We start from the raw sequence: 15,655 nt of genomic DNA on the forward strand, positions 1-15,655 counted from the left end.
TGCCCTGTGCGCAGGGCAAGGGGATACAGGGAATCACGGGTGGTAGATGTCGTCGCGAGTCCACGGCAGTTCATGGCTGCCATCGGCGTGCGCTTTTACCGCGAGGATCTGGTGCAGATTGATCCAGCCGCGCGCGAAGGCGTAAGCACAACCGGCCAGGTACAACCGCCAGATGCGCAGCGCCTGCTCCGGCACTAGCTTCGCTGCGGTTTCGAGGTTGTCTTCCAGACGCTCGCTCCAGTGGTCGAGGGTACGTGCGTAGTGCAGGCGCAGACTTTCGACGTCGACAATTTCCAGCCCGGCCTCACTGATCTCGGCCGAGATCATCGACAGATGCGGCAACTCGCCATTGGGGAATACGTATTTTTCGATGAACTCGCCGGCACCACGTCCTACCGGGCGGCCATCGGTGTGCTTGGCCGTGATGCCGTGGTTCATCACCAGCCCCCCCTCCTTCACCGCACCGAACAGCGTTTTGCAGTACTCGGCCAGGTTGGCGTGACCGACGTGCTCGAACATGCCGACACTGACCACTTTGTCGAAGCGACCGTCCTGGGGCAGATCACGGTAGTCCAGCAGTTGCAGTTCGATCTGGTCTTGCAGACCTTCTTCTTTGACACGTTCGCGGGCCATTTCCAGCTGTTCCTTGCTCAGGGTGATGCCGAACACTTTCGCACCGAATTCCCGCGCGGCGTACCGAGCCAATCCACCCCAGCCACAACCGACGTCCAGCAGATAATCGCCCGGCTGCAAACGTAGCTTGCGGCACAGATGACGGAATTTGGCTTGTTGCGCCTGTTCCAGCGTTTCGCTGCCGGTTTCGAAATACGCGCAGGAATACGCCATGTCGCTGTCCAGCCACAACTGGTAGAACGCATTGGACAGGTCGTAATGGTAGGAAATGGCTTTGGCGTCGGTTTCCTTGTCATGCACCGAACGCACGGGATGACTGTCGTCGTCTGCACCGAGCAACGCATTGCTCAATTCGTCGCAGAGCCGGATGACCTCGCTGATCGAGCCCTCCAGTTCAAGCTTGCCTTCGACGAACGCCGCCCCTAGCGCATCCAGACTTGGATGGGTGAACTGGGTGACCATCTGGGGATCCTTGACCACGATGGTGACGCTGGGCGTTGGGCCCAGATTGAATTCATGGCCGTCCCAGAGTCGCAGGCGAAGCGGTAGCTGCAGATTCTGTAAGGCCGGTGGAAGTTGCGCGAGCATGGAAAATCCCCCCTTGTTTCAGACGTCTGATCTGAGGGTAGACCATCCTTGAAAAATAGCAGGCTATCGATTTGATTGGCCGAATCTACCGTTCCAGACGCTCCAACAGGCCATCCTGCACCCACTGTTTCAGCCAGGTGACGGCTTGAAGTGCAGCGCCCTCACCATAAATGACTGCCAACGCCGCACACAGTTCGGCGAAACTCCAGCCTTCGTTGAGCAGCCCGTTCAGGGCCGAGGCTTCGGCAGCTTCCAGACTGCGGTAATGACAGATCAGATCATTACGCCAGATCAGGCAGAGCTGAGGGGCAGCAAGCGCCATGCTTGCGGGGAATTCGCTTTCTTCCTTCACCGAGCGCCACAGCGAGAGACTGTTGAATTTGCACTCCAGCCTTTGCAGCGACGGTGTGGGTTTGAACTGCAACCCGGGCCAATCTTCCGGAGCCAGCGACGCCATCGCTTCGAGGCTTAACGGTGAACCTGCGGGCGCATCAAAGGCCAGCGTGAACGCCCATTCCAGCGCAGCCAATTCGGCCAGTGGTGCGCCCTGCTCCGCCACCAGGTACTCACAGACAAAACCGGCGAACCCTTTGCCCAACCAGCGCAAGCTGTAGTGTGCCGACGGGCATTGGCGGATATACGCGGAGGCCAACTGATCGAATTCTTCGTCACCCATCCAGTGCCAGATCGTCGGGTAATCAGTGCGCAACACTTCCAGTAAACGCGCCTTGTAGGCGTTGTGATAAATCGCCAGACCGGTGTCGACATCCAGCGTCGGGCCGCCGATCAGACTCTTTCCCAATGCCAGGTTGGCCGTCGCTGCGTCATCCAGCAGAAACGACTCGAACGCCAACTGCCATTCCCTCAGGCGCATTGCTGCCTCCCGGCCAGGACATGGCTACCGAGCTCGCGAGCCTTTTGCAGTTCATCGAGCAACTCTTCGAAGGGCGGAAAGTGATCGTCGCGTTCCAGCAATGTCGACACCGGCCCGAAGTGTTCAAGTGTGCGCTGATACAGCGCCCAGACCGGGTCACTCACCGGATGATCGTGGGTGTCGATCACGTAGTCGCCGTAATCGCTATGCCCTGCCAAGTGCAACTGGCGCACTTTGTTCTTGGGCAGGCTTTCAATAAAGTTCCACGGATCGAAGCCGTGATTGCGCGAACTGACGTAGACATTGTTAACGTCCAGCAGCAACTCGCAGCCGCTCACCCGGCTCAGTGCGGCGAGAAATTCCCACTCAGTGAAATCATCCGAGGCGGCGCGCACATAACTGGAGACATTCTCCAGCACCAATGGACGCTGCAACACATCTTGCACCTGAGCCACTCGGCCAGCGATGTATTCGAGGCTCTCAGCGGTGTATGGCAGCGGCAGCAGATCATGCAACTGGTGAGCGTTGCCGCGGCTCCAGCACAGATGGTCGGAGATCCACGCCGGTTTGACCCGATCGGCCAATTGCTTGAGTTGCTTGAGATAGTCCGGGTCGAGGGCATGCGGCCCGCCGATGGACAGGGAGACGCCATGCATCACCAGCGGATAGCGCTCGGCGATGGCGTCCAGGTAATACAGAGCCTTGCCGCCCTGCACCATGAAATTTTCCGAGACCACTTCGAACCAGTCGACGTCGGGCGACTGTTCAAGGATCTGTTGGTAGTAAGCGCTGCGCAATCCCAGGCCGTAGCCGAGGAAAGGAAGTGAGGCAGACATGTGCGGGCTCCTGATAAAAGTGGCCGCAGTGGCGTGAACCACTGCGGCGGCACTTACCGGTCAGTTATTCGCCGACCTTGCCACCTGCTTTATCGCAAGCCGCTTGAGTCATCGATTTGAAGCCCTGGCCTTTGCAAGCGCCCATGCCTTTGCACGCGTGGTCTTGGGTTTTGCAATCGTTCTGGCCTTTGCAGGAGGTCACGCCGTAACAGTGCACGTTGGCCTCGCTGGCCATCGCATTGGTGGCTACACCGGCAAACAGGGTAGCGGCAGCCAAAGCGAGAGCGGCACCAGCAGCAGCGGTCTTGATCGTCATTTTTCTTATCCTCGGTAAGCATCAGGGATGTCGGCTGGAAGGTTGTTCAGTCCCGACACAGCACTAGAGAACGCTGCCCTGATGGCGTTACAGCGGGGCGAAAAATAATTTCAGATTTCTTCCTTGAGTTTGAGCAGCGGCTCTTGAAAGCGCAGCAATCGCCCGGCATTGCCCAACACCAGTAACGTGCTGAAGTTGTGCAGCAACGCGGCGATCATCGCCCCGGCGGCTCCGAGCCAGCCGAACGCTGCGAACACGACAATGGCCAGCGTCCAGCCCAGCCCGATGATCACGTTGACCTGCAAGGTTCGTCGACATTGGCGACTGAGCCGCACACAAGTGCCGAGCCGACGCAGATCGCTGCCGATCAACACGATATCGGCCGAAGCCAAGGCGATGTCTGCCCCGCCCGCGCCCATCGCCACACCGACCACGCCAGCCTTGAGCGCCAGCGAATCGTTGATGCCGTCGCCCACCACCATCGGCCGGAAACCGTCGTTGATTTCTTTCAGCACGCGATTGAGTTTGTCCTCGGGCAACGCCTGGGCTTCGACTTCCTTCAGACCGACTTCGCGAGCCAGTGTCTGGGCCACGCTTTGGCGATCGCCGGTCAGCAACAGTTGCCGCCCCAGGCCCAACTCACGCAGTTCACTAAGGGCAAATCGGGCTTCCGGTTTGACACTGTCAGCCAACAGCAGCCAGGCGAGAAACTCACCGTTCAACGCCAGGCCGGCAATCGGTCCATCGTGTTCTGGGATGGTCGTCGTGGTGATGCCCAGTTGTGCGAACAATTCCGGACGGCCAAGCGCCGCTTCGCCCTGCCCGGTCATGGCGACTACACCGAGGCCCTGCCGTTCGTGAATATCGGACAGAGGCAAACTGTCGTCCTGATTGACCAACCCCGCCAGCGCACGACTGACCGGATGACTGCTCGCCGCGCCCAGACTGGCGGCGAGCACCATGACCGTCGACTGATCCGCGTGCGAACTGTTGATCGACTGCAAGCGCAAGGTGCCGTAAGTCAGGGTGCCGGTCTTGTCGACGACCAGCGAGGTGAGATCGGCCAGCTCTTCGAGGAACGCCGAGCTGCGAATCAGAATCCCGTGCCGCGCCGCCACCGCCACGCCGGCAATCGCCGTGGCCGGTGCCGACAACACCAAGGCGCAAGGACATGCGGCGACCAACACCGCGAGCATCGCTTGCGCATCATTGGTGATGAACCAGGTGACGGCCGCCAACAGCAACACCAGCACCATGTAACTACCGGCATAGCGCTCAAGCAACCGGGTGATCGGCGGTTTCGAACGCTCGGCGTTTTGCATCAGCGCGATGACTTTGCCCAACGTCGACTCGTCGCCAGTGCGGGTCACTTCGATGCGCAACAGACCGTCGAGATTGATCGCGCCGCCAAACACCGTCATGCCGACGCTTGCTTCCACCGGCACGGATTCACCGGTAATCGACGCGGTGTCGAGACTGGCCTGGCCGGACAAAACGCGACCGTCCGCCGGAACTCGATCACCCGCGCGGACCTCGACGGTGTCACCGGATTTGAGCGTGCCGTTGTCGACTTCAACGATCGAGCCGTCAGCCTGAATCTTGCGTGCATGACTGCGGGTCAATTGGCCGAGTGCGTGAATCGCCTCCTGCGAGCCAATGACGCTGCGTTCCTCCAGCACATGGCCGAAGATCATGATGATCGGCAGCAACGCGGCGGTCAGCAGATCGCCAGTCGCCCACGCCCCGAGCATCGCCAAGGCAATCAATTGGTCGGTGATGCCATGCAGGCTTGGATAACGCAGGCTGAACCACGCCGAACGCATCACCGGAACGGCGACCAATAAAGAAGCAACACCCAGCAGTAACTGACTGACACCGGTTTGTTCCGGCAGCAGCCAACGCCAGATCAGACCGAGGCCGAGCAGACCAAGCGCGAGCATGGCCAATGTCAGTTGACGCGCGGCGCGACGTTGTTCGGCTGAGGACAACAGGCCCGGTGCAGCGGTGATCGCGCTCATTGACTGGCTCCCTGAATGATCAGGCGGGAATCGTCTTTCGGATCGACCGTAGTCACTGATCCGGCCTGGCCAAGAATTTTCGGCATGCGCTCGCGATACAGGCGCAGGAACATTTGCGGGTCAGTGCCATTCAATTGGGCCTTGGCCAGACTCGACACCGTAGCGGTGTCAGCAGACGCTTTGGCCAGGCGCTCACCCGCCTGAGCGTGAGCGACTTGCAGCGTACGATCGGCTTGTTCGTTGGCGGACTGGGTGAGTTTCTCGGCATCAGTGCGAGCGTTGGCCACGGCTTTGTCGGCTTGTTGGCTGGCGGTCAGCACCGCGTTGAAAGCGCTGACGGCGAGACTGGGCAGACTGGACTGCACATCAACCCGTGCCACCTCGATGCCTATGCCCTGCCCGCTGGTTTTCAGTTCAGCCAGGCGTTGGTTGATGCCTCGCACCAGATCACCGCGCAAGCGCTCGCGACGTTCGGCAGCCTGATTATCGGCACCGATCAATTCCGGTCGGGCCACCAGAATGGTGTCCAGATCCCGTGCGGCGGTCAGTGCCACGGCGCTGCGAGTGACCAGCCGATCAAGCGCTGGCAGCACATGATCACCCTGCAGCACGAAGTCATAGGGATCGGTCACTTTGTAAAACACTCGCACATCCAGTTGCACGACGCCGGCGTCACCGGTCAATAAATAACCAGATCCGGCCAGTGCATCACTGAGCGGCGTGGCAAACGTGGCAACCCGATCAGCCTTCAACGCCTCATCGTTGCGCAGCAGATTTTCCACTCGACGCTCTATCACTCGATCTGCCGCTGGCAGCAAAACCACCTGCTCGAATGGCTGCGGCCAAGCCAACAACAAACCGGCATTCTGGATGCGATCCAGCGCACCAAAGTGCAAAACCACGGCGCGATTCTGCGGATCAATCTGCCGGACATTCGAGAATGCCCACGCCACCGCGGCCAGCACGGTCACGGCGTAGAGGGCAAAAAACGCCAAACGTCCGGCCTGAATCCACGGACTGTTCAGCGAATATGTTCCACGTGGAACTTCTTCACTCATGGTTGCGATCCGGTTTTGCTGTCGAGATTCGGCGGGCCGTCGACCAGCACACGGAATGGCGCGGCATCGGTGCGCAGAATCAGCTTGGTGTCTGGCGTGACGATGGTGCCGAGGGTGTCCAGAGAACGCAGCAAGTTATACAACTGCGGTGAACTGGCGTAGGCGCGGCCGTAGATCTGCGCGGCCTCGACGCGAGATTGCGCTTCGATATCCGCGGCTTTCACCGTGGCATCCGCTTGTACAATCCGCGCATCACGCTCGGCGGCAGAGCGAATTTGCGCAGCTTCGCGCTTGCCGATGGCGGTGCGTTCGGTGGCAATTGTTTCACGCTCGGCGCGCATCCGATCGACCGTGGCGGTGAGTGTCACTGACGGCAAGGTCAACCGCTCGATACCGACTTGCACCACTCGCACGCCGTAAGTCGCGAGGAGTTGCTGATCGATTTGCTGACGCAGCTGTGCCTCGAATTCGGCGATGTGTACCTGACTCGCATCGGTGTTAACCAGATTCGCCAGATCAAAACTACTGGCGGTGGTTTCCAGTGCCGAGCCTACAAACGTGCGAATCTGCCGTGCTGCCTCGTCCGGCTGATTCTGCACGGCGCGCATGAAGCGCTGCACATTGTCCGGATCGCCCTGCACCTGCCACGCCACATAAGCCTGGACGATGATGCGCAAACCATCCCGGGTGCCAACATCCTGCAAACCGCTGGAGGTGGTACGCAAGCGCAGATCCACCGGGATCGCAGCTTCGAATGGCGCGGGCCAGCGCCAGCTCAAACCGGGATCGAGCAACACCCGCGACGGATTCCCGAACCGGGTAATGACCGTGGCTTCACCGGAGCGCACTTGCACCAGGCTCGCCGCGGCGATGGCGAACGCCACCAGCAACGCCGCCCAACCCATGCGCCGCCATGGAAAAGGCCCCGCCTCTTCCGGCGCGCCGTGGTGATGATGCCCATGATGATGGTGATGTCCGCCGTGGCCATGGCCGTGATCGTGGCCGCCGTGGTCATGATGATCGTGAGTGTGCGACTGGCTCAATGGGCGACTCCTGGTTGAGCGGTAGAACGTGCGGGCGTCGGATCGGCCGGCAGCGTGAACGTACGCAGATCGATAGTCGGCGCGTTATTGCTACCGCCCAGTCGATGGTCGAGTACCAGCAATTTGGCTTTGCTCAGGCCTTGGCTGAGCTGACTGAGGTATTGCTCAAGGACGAACGCCTGACCCGCGCTGGCGTAGGCTTTTTGTTCAGCACTGAACTTCAGATCCGCTGCCTGCGCGGCGGCGCTGATTTCACGCGCGTTGGCGCTGGCCTGATCGCGAGCGAGGCTAGCCTGCAATTGCGCCTGATTAATCGCTTGCGCTGCGGCGCCACGTTCGCGGGAGATCAAGGCCTGCGCACCGATTTGCGCCGCTTGCACGCCGTGATAGGCATTGGCCGCTCCGGCCGGCGGGTGAATGGCCTCGACGACCGTGGCGAGAATTTCCACGCCGCTGTCGAGTTGTTGCAGATCGCTTTGCACCGCACGGCCGATTTCTTCACCCAGCCCTACCCTGTCCGCACCGAGCAAACCGTCGAGGGTGCGCGAGGCAAAATCGTGGACCAGAATCCGGCTGGCGGTGCTGCGGATCAGCGTCGGCACATCGGCGCTGTTGTAGGTAGCCGCCAGCGCTGCCTGGTCGGTAAGGCCGATGCGATAGACGAAACGCACATCCATGTTGACGATCTGAAAGCTCTGCTGCGCGCCACGACTGCTGGCAATGACTTGAGATTTATCATTCACATGGCTGGCGTCCCACAAGCGGTTGGCCGTGGACGGCGCCGGGCCTTCAGCAGGTACGGGTTGAACCGGCGCCGGATTTTCGCCAACGCTGGTCGCCAGTTCATGCACCACGCCGTTTTCAACGCTTAACACCCGGCCCAGTGGCCACGGCAATCCTGCGTGCAAACCTGGGCCGAACACCTGCACCGGTTTGCCAAAACGTTCGTAGATGCCCCGACCTTGCAAGGGGATCTCATGCAGCCCGGTCAGCAACCAGCCGATTGCCAAGACCAACGCCAGCACCGGCAAAAACGCCCGGCGCATGTAGCTGAACGCCCAGATCTGGCGTAGATCGATGCCAAAGCGATTGTGTAATTCGTGCTGTAGCGCCAGCAAAGGCTGGGGCGGCCAGCGCAGCATGTCAGCGACAAAACTGCGCGCGAGCAGCGTCGGTTCAAGCTGTTCGCGTTGAGGGCTGAATACCGACAGAACGGCGCGCAATAGCAGCTCGATCGCAACCAAACCCGGCAAGATTCCGATAAGTACCGCCAGACGAACCGGCCAAACGGAAGTTTCTGCGGCGAACAACAAACACAGAGCGCCCAATACCAGACTGATGATCGCTACACGCGTCAGTTGGGCCAGCGAACTCGCTTCAGGCCATTGCGCAGGGTTTTCCTGAGCCAGTTGCCGCTCCAGCACCAACAAGCCAAACGCCAATAACAATGCCAACGCGGCGCCGACTGTGGCAGACACACCGACAGCCGCGGACGGTAACGTCAGGTTCCACACCTGCTCGATGCTGAGCACAATCAGCAACGCCCAACCGCCCAGCCACAACGTCGCTGCGCCGATTAGTCCAAGCAGATGCACGCTGCGTCGGCTCAAGCGATCGAGCAGGCGTTCATACCAGCCATCCGCCGCGGGCTGCTCATCAACAGTCAATGGCATGGCTGGCAGTGGATTCATCACCCGTGCACGCCACTGCGTCACCCACCAGGCCGATTGCAGCCCGGCAACCACCACCAGCAATGCCGCGCTCTGGTTGATCAGCAGCGGCAGCCACAACGACTGCGGCGCAAATAACCCGACAAAAAACGCCAGCACCCACCCCGCCCCGGCCAATGCACCAAGGCCGATCGCCAAACGACGCAACCTTCGGCCCTGCGCGGCCGCCTGTTGAAAGCGCGGCAGTCCGGCCACTTGCGTGCCTTCAACCTCCAGATCGACTTGCATATCACCCCAAAGCCATCGGCTCACTGCTCATATCGTTACGATATAACGAAAGTCGTGAAATATTTGTGCACAAATTGCGCTCATCTAAAGATGCCTGACCTGTCGCCTGCCTGAAGCCTTGACCGAAATATCTGCAAGCGCACATATTACGCTCGTAATTTTGTGCGATGACTACTTTTAACGATCTGCATCCATCTATCAGGAGCAAGCGCATGAGCAACTATGACGTGGTGATTCTGGGCGGCGGCCCCGGTGGTTATAACGCGGCAATCCGCGCCGGTCAGTTGGGCCTCAAGGCTGCCTGTGTCGAAGGCCGGGCAACCCTCGGTGGCACCTGCCTGAACGTCGGTTGCATGCCCTCGAAAGCCTTGCTGCATGCTTCGGAGCTGTACGAGGCGGCCATGGGTGCGGAATTCGCCAACCTCGGCATCGAGGTCAAACCGACCCTCAATCTCACGCAGATGATGAAGCAGAAAGACGAGAGCGTGACCGGCCTGACCAAGGGTATCGAGTTCCTGTTTCGCAAGAACAAGGTCGACTGGATCAAGGGCTGGGGCCACATCGACGGCCCGGGTAGAGTCACCGTCACCGACGATAAGGGCAGCAAGACCGAACTGACCGCCAAGGACATCATCATCGCCACAGGTTCCGAGCCCACTCCCCTGCCCGGTGTCGAGATCGACAACCAGCGCATCCTCGACTCCACCGGCGCGTTGTCGCTGAGCGAAGTGCCCAAACATCTGGTGGTGATTGGTGCTGGCGTGATCGGCCTCGAACTGGGATCGGTGTGGCGGCGTCTGGGCGCGCAGGTCACCGTAGTCGAATACCTCGACCGCATCTGCCCCGGTGTCGATGGCGAGGCCGGCAAAACCTTGCAGCGCTCGCTGAGCAAGCAAGGCATTGCCTTCAAATTGAGTTCGAAAGTCACCAGCGCCACCACTTCGGCCAACGGCGTGCAGCTCAGCGTCGAGCCTGCGGCGGGCGGCAGTGCCGAATTGCTGGAAGCCGATTACGTTCTGGTCGCCATCGGCCGCCGCCCATACACCCAAGGCCTGGGCCTGGAAAACGTCGGGTTGAGTACCGACAAGCGCGGCATGCTCGCCAACCAGCAGCATCGCACCGAAGCCGCGGGGGTCTGGGTGATCGGCGACGTGACGTCCGGGCCGATGCTCGCGCACAAGGCTGAAGACGAAGCCATGGCCTGCGTCGAGCAGATCCACGGCAAGGCAGGTGAGGTCAATTACGACTTGATCCCCAACGTGATCTACACCAGGCCGGAGCTGGCCAGCGTCGGCAAGACCGAAGAGCAGCTCAAGGCCGAAGGACGCGCCTACAAGGTCGGCAAGTTTCCGTTCACCGCCAACAGTCGGGCGAAGATCAATCACGAGACCGAAGGGTTTGCCAAAGTCCTCGCCGATGAGCGCACGGACGAAGTGCTTGGCGTGCACCTGGTCGGGCCGAGCGTGAGTGAGATGATTGGCGAGTTTTGCGTGGCGATGGAGTTCAGCGCTTCGGCCGAGGACATTGCCCTGACGTGCCATCCGCATCCGACGCGCTCCGAGGCATTGCGCCAGGCGGCGATGAATGTGGAGGGGATGGCGACGCAGATGTAGAAGATCAAAAGATCGTCCGAACGCGGCCCGAGCCTTCGGCAGCTCCTACCTGGAATGCGTACCCTGTAGGAGCAGCCAAAGGCTGCGATCTTTTCGGTTTTCAGGACGGAAGATGCCCCAACGGCAACGCCCCCGGGGTCTTCACCGTATGAATCGCAAAGTTGCTGCGGATATCGCTCACCCCCGGCAGTTTGAGCAGGCAACCGCTGAGAAAACGGTCGTACGCTCGCAGGTCTGGCACCACCACTTGCAGCAAGAAATCTGACTCCCCCGATACCAGAAACGCTGAAATCACCTCCGGCAATGCAGTGACCGCTTTGTAAAAGGCTTCGGCCTGTTCATCGTTGTGCCGCTCGACCTTTACCCCGACAAACACCGTCAAACCCAGCCCCACTTCATCGCGATCCAGATTGGCCTGGTACCCACGAATCACCCCGGCCTCCTCCAGCATCCGCACGCGCCGCAAGCATGGCGACGCCGACAGGCCGATCTCGTCCGCCAGCTCGACATTGCTCAGGCGTCCGTCCCGTTGCAGCGCGGCGAGAATCTTGCGATCAAAAGCGTCGAGTTTCATGGTTGGCAGATCCTGATTGTTTCAGCAGAAAAAACAAGCAGGTTATGCCAATCACGATGGATTTTGAAGCGGACTACGCAAGCACCTGCCCCGCCCTTCGGCCCTAGACTGACCTCACCAAATCGACAACGAAAGGGGTGTGGCATGGCGAGTCTCTGGCTGTTTTTCCTGGCATTGGCTGTGGTTTTTCTTTTGCCTGGGCCGGACATGATCCTGTTGCTGCAAACCGGCGCCCGCCAAGGTCGCGGTGCGGCGCTGGCCACCGCCATCGGTCTTGGGATTGCCCGGGGTTGTCATGTCGCGTTGGCGGCGTTAGGGCTGGCAGCGTTGTTCAAGGCTGCGCCGTGGACGTTCGAAGTGGTGCGGCTGGCCGGGGCGGCGTATCTGCTGTGGATCGGCATTCAATGCCTGCGCAGCACGCTGGTACCGAACCTGAATGGCGGGGATGTTGCCCAGACTCAGGGTCAATGGCGTGAAGCGGTCCGGCGCGGCTTGCTGACCAATTTGCTTAATCCCAAGGCGCTGCTGTTCTGCTCGGTGCTGTTGCCACAATTCATCGTCGCCGACGGTGCGCCCGTGCTGACCCAGTTCGCCATGCTCGGCATGCTGCTGGTCGGTGTCGGCTTGCTGTTCGACAGCGCCTACGCCTTGACCGGCGCCGCGCTGGGCCGTTGGCTGCAACACAGTCCAACGGCCCAACGGGTTCAACAATGGCTGTTCGGCAGCCTGTTGATCGGCTTTGCGCTGCGCCTGACGTTCATCCAGCAGGCTTAGCTTTTGCGTGCCTTGCGCTGCCGGCGAGTGATCAGCAACAAAGCCGTGCCAACCACCAGCAGGATCGCAGCGATCTGCACCGGCCATTTGTACGGCCGCAGCGTGGCGCGCACCGAATCGGTCACTTGGGTGACATAACGCTTGTCAGCGTTTTCAAAATCCGGATATGGGCATTGATTGCCAAAATCCACCGCCCACGGCACGTAAGGCCCTTCCTTCACGTAGCGTTGATACAGCGCGCTTTGTTCTTCCAGGCTGCTGTTGAAACCAACGGCATTGCACAACACGGCGGCGAACGCCTGACTGGTGTGCGGCAAATTATCGGCAGCACGACCGGCCAGAGCGGTGGCGACAAACCGATAGTGAAAACGCTGATCCGGCTGAGCTTCACTGGTTTTCTGGCGTTGCAACTCGGCTTCGCTCACCAGCGGTCCGACTTTCAACTCAGTGTTTTCCAGGCTGAAACCGCCACCAAACACCGCGTAATCCGGCGCCATTTCATAACCGAGAATGTCCATGCCCCATTCGCGGGCGGTCCACGCCGCGTTATACAACGCACTGGCGCGTCTGGTTGGCCACCACGCGGCATCAGCCTTGAGCCGCTGCTCGGCATAAAGACGAGCCTTGTGTTGCAGATCGGGGTTGTCGAAATAGCTGATCGCCGCCTCGTAATGCCCTTCGCGCAACAAACGTCGGCCCAACAAATTGCGTAGCTTCGCTGCCACTGAAAGGGGGACGTAGTTGTCACGCTCCTCTTGAGTCAACACCGCAGGAGCCGGAACCGTTTCGTCGACATACTGCTTGAGTTCGGCGACCGTCAGCACCCGCTCGGCGACTGCTGCAGCATCGAACCAGTAGACGTCGTTGCTGCGATACAACTGCACGAAGGCCTGCAGGTATTCACCGCGTTGCAGTGCAAGAATTGCGCTTTCACCCTCGACCCGACATTTCGGCTGGACCGTTTCATAGGCCCAGTCTGTCGTACGTCGGTAACCCCAATCCTCGGTCTGTGGGAAGGCCTGCGCGGCTTTGGCGTAGGCTGCCGCGGCGGCATTTTTATCACCGTCGCGCAGCGCCAGTTTCGCCCGCAACCACCAGGCGAGTCCGCCGTCGCCAGCGCTTTCGAGAAAAGCCTTGGCGCTGGCGTAGTCACCCTGTTGATAATTCACAGCGGCCAGCCGATCGGCGTTTTCGAGGCTGCCGCGAGTGCTGTTTTGCAGGAGCTTGACCAGTTTTTTCTCGTTCGGCGGTTCATCGCCGAACGACCAGCCCTGACGACTGAGCAACGATGCGGTGACAAGTTGCTGCACCGGTTTGTGTTCCAGCAACCGCGCCAGCTCATCCTCAGGCAGTTGTGCCAGCTCATTCATCAACTGCTTCAGTGAAGTGTTGCCAACCGCAGAGCCGTGCAGGTTCTGCGCTTCATACAGTTCGATGGCGCCGGCCCAGTCGCCAGTGGTGCGCAATATCCGCGCTTCTTCCCCGAGGCTGGCGACGCCGAGCTCCAGCGGATCGCTGAAACCGTCGATGCTCAGTTGGCGAGTCTGACGAAATGCTTCGCGCGATTTTTCCAGCGTCTCGACCCCGTTGTTCGCCTCGGCGCTGATGGCAAACCAGGCGCGCCCCAAGGAGTAAGCGGCCCACGTGCTGCGCAAAGAACGCTTATCCGCTGGCAGCGCCAGCAGCTTGTCGAAATATGCCACCGCCAGTTGATGTTCGCCCGTCGCAAACGCCACCGCGCCTGCCACATATAGACGAATCTCCGCTGGCAGACTGGCACCCTGCACCTCGACCTGACGCGCATCCGTCAAACCGCGCAGCTGTTTTAACAGCGCCTGTTGTTCAGGCGTGAGTCCGGCCTGCTCGGCCTTGTCACGCTGTTCGACCGTTTCAGTCGACTGCGCATAGGATTCGTTCGGGTTATAGGTCGCGGCGGTGACGTTCTTCAGCCCGGCGATGGTTTTACCCAGGCGACTCAGCTCAAAGTTGAAGTTGCCCTCCGGCAGCTCCGCCATCGTCTGCCCGCGATTATCGAGCAGGCGCATCGGGAAGTCCGGGCCGCAGGCCAGCGCCGAACCCAGCGGCAGGCTGAGGCTCAGGCAGAGCAGATGGCGGGGCCAGTTACGGGTCAACATGCGAACCTCCTTGATCAATATTTGCGCAACGCGCCCAACCAATGGCGCGCTGCCCGTTCGCCGGCAATCGGCCGTCGCGAAGGCGGGTGAAGGTAAGCAGATCCGGGCTTTGTTGCAACGAGTAACCGGCGAGCGCGTCAGCGCCTTCGCAATCACGTGCCTTCAGGGTGATCCGCGCGGGCCAGGCGCTGTCGAGGTTGCCGGTGTTGATGAGCTTGATATCGTAGAGGCCGCTCTGCTCGCTGAACGTCACGTCGAGTTGGCTGTGCAGCGTATCGCCCCGCGCTACGGCGCGCAGCGTGGTCAAACTCCAGGCGCGACGGTCGTTGACCAGCGGCAGACGAAACCAGATCAGGCCGGCCAGGTGTTTTGGCGGATCGTCACGCAGCGTTTTACCCAGTCGGCTCAGTTGCAGCGGATCGGCCAGCAATTCGCGGCGCTCACCGCCACGTTCAAGCTGAACCTCGCTTTCCACAACGGGGGCGCCGGCGACATCCGGCAACAGCGCCACGCCATAGGCCGGTAGCGCCAGGTAGAACGGTTTGTCGGTGAGCCGCGCCCAAGCCTTGGCCCACTTCAACGCTTGATCAGGATCAAACAAGCCTCGCCGTGGATCGCTGACCGCATGCACTTGCAGCACGCTGCTGTCGACCGTGGCCAGCAACGCAGGCAGCTGCGAACTGTCGAGCCACGCGGGCAGCGCGGTGATGCTCAACGGCAACGTCGTCGGCAACGCGGAGCGCAGATGAGTAAGGAATTGTGCGTAGGCCGGCAGCCGCGCATTGCCGGCGTCGTGGTCGATCTCCACGCCACTCAGGGTCAGACCTTGCGCCTGCCAATCTGCAATGACCTGAAGAACCTGCGCCGTGACCTGTTGCTGATCCAGCGCCTGGAGTTGGCCGTCGAGGCGGATCACCGCGATCAACGGACGACCATCGTTTTTCAGCAGCGGCGCATCGATGCGCGCCCGGCTCCATCCTTCATGGGGAAAGGCCTGCAACGCCAACACGCGCAGAGTGGAAAAATCACTTCGGCTGTCGCGCAATGCCGCCTCATGGGCAGGCGTCCATTGACGTTGCCAGACGTAGAGCTGCTGATCGAGTGGCGGTGCGGTCTGCTGATCGCAAGCAGACAGCATGATCAAAGCCAATAGACCCAGGAAAAACCGCATACCTTCCAATCCCTGAAAACCACAAGGCTGCAAGGTTACACAAAACCTGTAGGAGTGAGCCTGC

The 15,655-nt window shown here is 60.5% G+C and carries 13 protein-coding genes; 2 read left to right on the forward strand and 11 right to left on the reverse strand.

Translation table 11 applies throughout. The features are described 5' to 3' along the window. Positions 1 to 33 precede the first annotated feature (33 nt). The 8 genes from cfaB to hflK (ICA16_RS12720) all read right to left on the reverse strand — a co-directional run bounded on the left by cfaB (position 34) and on the right by hflK (ICA16_RS12720) (position 9,324). The gene (gene cfaB / locus ICA16_RS12685; protein WP_210700724.1) at positions 34 to 1,221 is read right to left on the reverse strand and encodes a C17 cyclopropane fatty acid synthase CfaB; all 1,188 of its coding nucleotides are present in this window, start codon (positions 1,219 to 1,221) and stop codon (positions 34 to 36) included. A gap of 85 nt (positions 1,222 to 1,306) precedes the next feature. Next, positions 1,307 to 2,095 carry an HvfC/BufC N-terminal domain-containing protein gene (locus tag ICA16_RS12690; protein WP_210700725.1) on the reverse strand — a complete coding sequence of 263 codons (789 nt, stop codon included), beginning with the start codon at positions 2,093 to 2,095 and terminating at the stop codon, positions 1,307 to 1,309. Then, positions 2,086 to 2,931, reverse strand: a complete 846-nt coding sequence (bufB, locus tag ICA16_RS12695) for an MNIO family bufferin maturase (RefSeq protein WP_210700726.1) — start codon at positions 2,929 to 2,931, stop codon at positions 2,086 to 2,088. The genes ICA16_RS12690 and bufB overlap by 10 nt, the downstream gene beginning before the upstream one ends. Before the next feature lie 64 nt (positions 2,932 to 2,995). Then, positions 2,996 to 3,247, reverse strand: a complete 252-nt coding sequence (bufA2, locus tag ICA16_RS12700; protein ID WP_210700727.1) for a BufA2 family periplasmic bufferin-type metallophore — start codon at positions 3,245 to 3,247, stop codon at positions 2,996 to 2,998. Between the two features lie 110 nt (positions 3,248 to 3,357). Then, positions 3,358 to 5,265, reverse strand: coding sequence for a cation-translocating P-type ATPase (locus tag ICA16_RS12705; protein ID WP_210700728.1), 1,908 nt, complete (start codon positions 5,263 to 5,265; stop codon positions 3,358 to 3,360). Continuing rightward, a complete protein-coding gene (gene hflK, locus ICA16_RS12710) occupies positions 5,262 to 6,323 on the reverse strand; it encodes a protease modulator HflK (protein WP_150616943.1) in 1,062 nt (353 codons plus the stop codon). The genes ICA16_RS12705 and hflK (ICA16_RS12710) overlap by 4 nt, the downstream gene beginning before the upstream one ends. After that, the gene (hflC, locus tag ICA16_RS12715) at positions 6,320 to 7,366 is read right to left on the reverse strand and encodes a protease modulator HflC (RefSeq protein ID WP_150603632.1); all 1,047 of its coding nucleotides are present in this window, start codon (positions 7,364 to 7,366) and stop codon (positions 6,320 to 6,322) included. The genes hflK (ICA16_RS12710) and hflC overlap by 4 nt, the downstream gene beginning before the upstream one ends. Further along, positions 7,363 to 9,324, reverse strand: a complete 1,962-nt coding sequence (gene hflK, locus ICA16_RS12720; RefSeq protein WP_210700804.1) for a protease modulator HflK — start codon at positions 9,322 to 9,324, stop codon at positions 7,363 to 7,365. The genes hflC and hflK (ICA16_RS12720) overlap by 4 nt, the downstream gene beginning before the upstream one ends. Before the next feature lie 212 nt (positions 9,325 to 9,536). Here hflK (ICA16_RS12720) and lpdA point away from each other — a divergent pair, with 212 nt between their 5' ends. Then, entirely contained in the window at positions 9,537 to 10,937 is a 1,401-nt protein-coding gene (gene lpdA, locus ICA16_RS12725; protein WP_210553290.1) for a dihydrolipoyl dehydrogenase, read from the forward strand. A 100-nt stretch (positions 10,938 to 11,037) separates the two neighbouring features. Here lpdA and ICA16_RS12730 read toward each other — a convergent pair whose 3' ends face one another. Further along, on the reverse strand, positions 11,038 to 11,511 hold the full coding sequence (locus ICA16_RS12730) for an Lrp/AsnC family transcriptional regulator (RefSeq protein ID WP_210553289.1): 474 nt from the start codon (positions 11,509 to 11,511) through the stop codon (positions 11,038 to 11,040). Between the two features lie 144 nt (positions 11,512 to 11,655). Here ICA16_RS12730 and ICA16_RS12735 point away from each other — a divergent pair, with 144 nt between their 5' ends. Further along, positions 11,656 to 12,285 (forward strand): LysE family translocator, encoded by a 630-nt coding sequence (locus ICA16_RS12735; protein WP_047304308.1) that lies wholly within the window; start codon positions 11,656 to 11,658, stop codon positions 12,283 to 12,285. On the opposite strand, the gene ICA16_RS12740 is transcribed toward ICA16_RS12735, so the two are convergent. Both ICA16_RS12740 and ICA16_RS12745 read right to left on the reverse strand, forming a co-directional pair. Then, complete coding sequence (locus ICA16_RS12740) at positions 12,282 to 14,420, reverse strand: hypothetical protein (protein WP_210700729.1); 2,139 nt, start codon at positions 14,418 to 14,420, stop codon at positions 12,282 to 12,284. The two genes, ICA16_RS12735 and ICA16_RS12740, sit on opposite strands and share 4 nt — an antisense overlap. Continuing rightward, a complete protein-coding gene (locus ICA16_RS12745; RefSeq protein WP_210700730.1) occupies positions 14,407 to 15,591 on the reverse strand; it encodes a DUF3142 domain-containing protein in 1,185 nt (394 codons plus the stop codon). Before ICA16_RS12745 ends, ICA16_RS12740 begins: the two co-directional genes overlap by 14 nt. Between the last annotated feature and the right edge of the window lie 64 nt (positions 15,592 to 15,655).

It is taken from the genome of Pseudomonas anatoliensis (genome assembly GCF_017976235.1).
Taxonomy (GTDB): domain Bacteria; phylum Pseudomonadota; class Gammaproteobacteria; order Pseudomonadales; family Pseudomonadaceae; genus Aquipseudomonas; species Aquipseudomonas anatoliensis.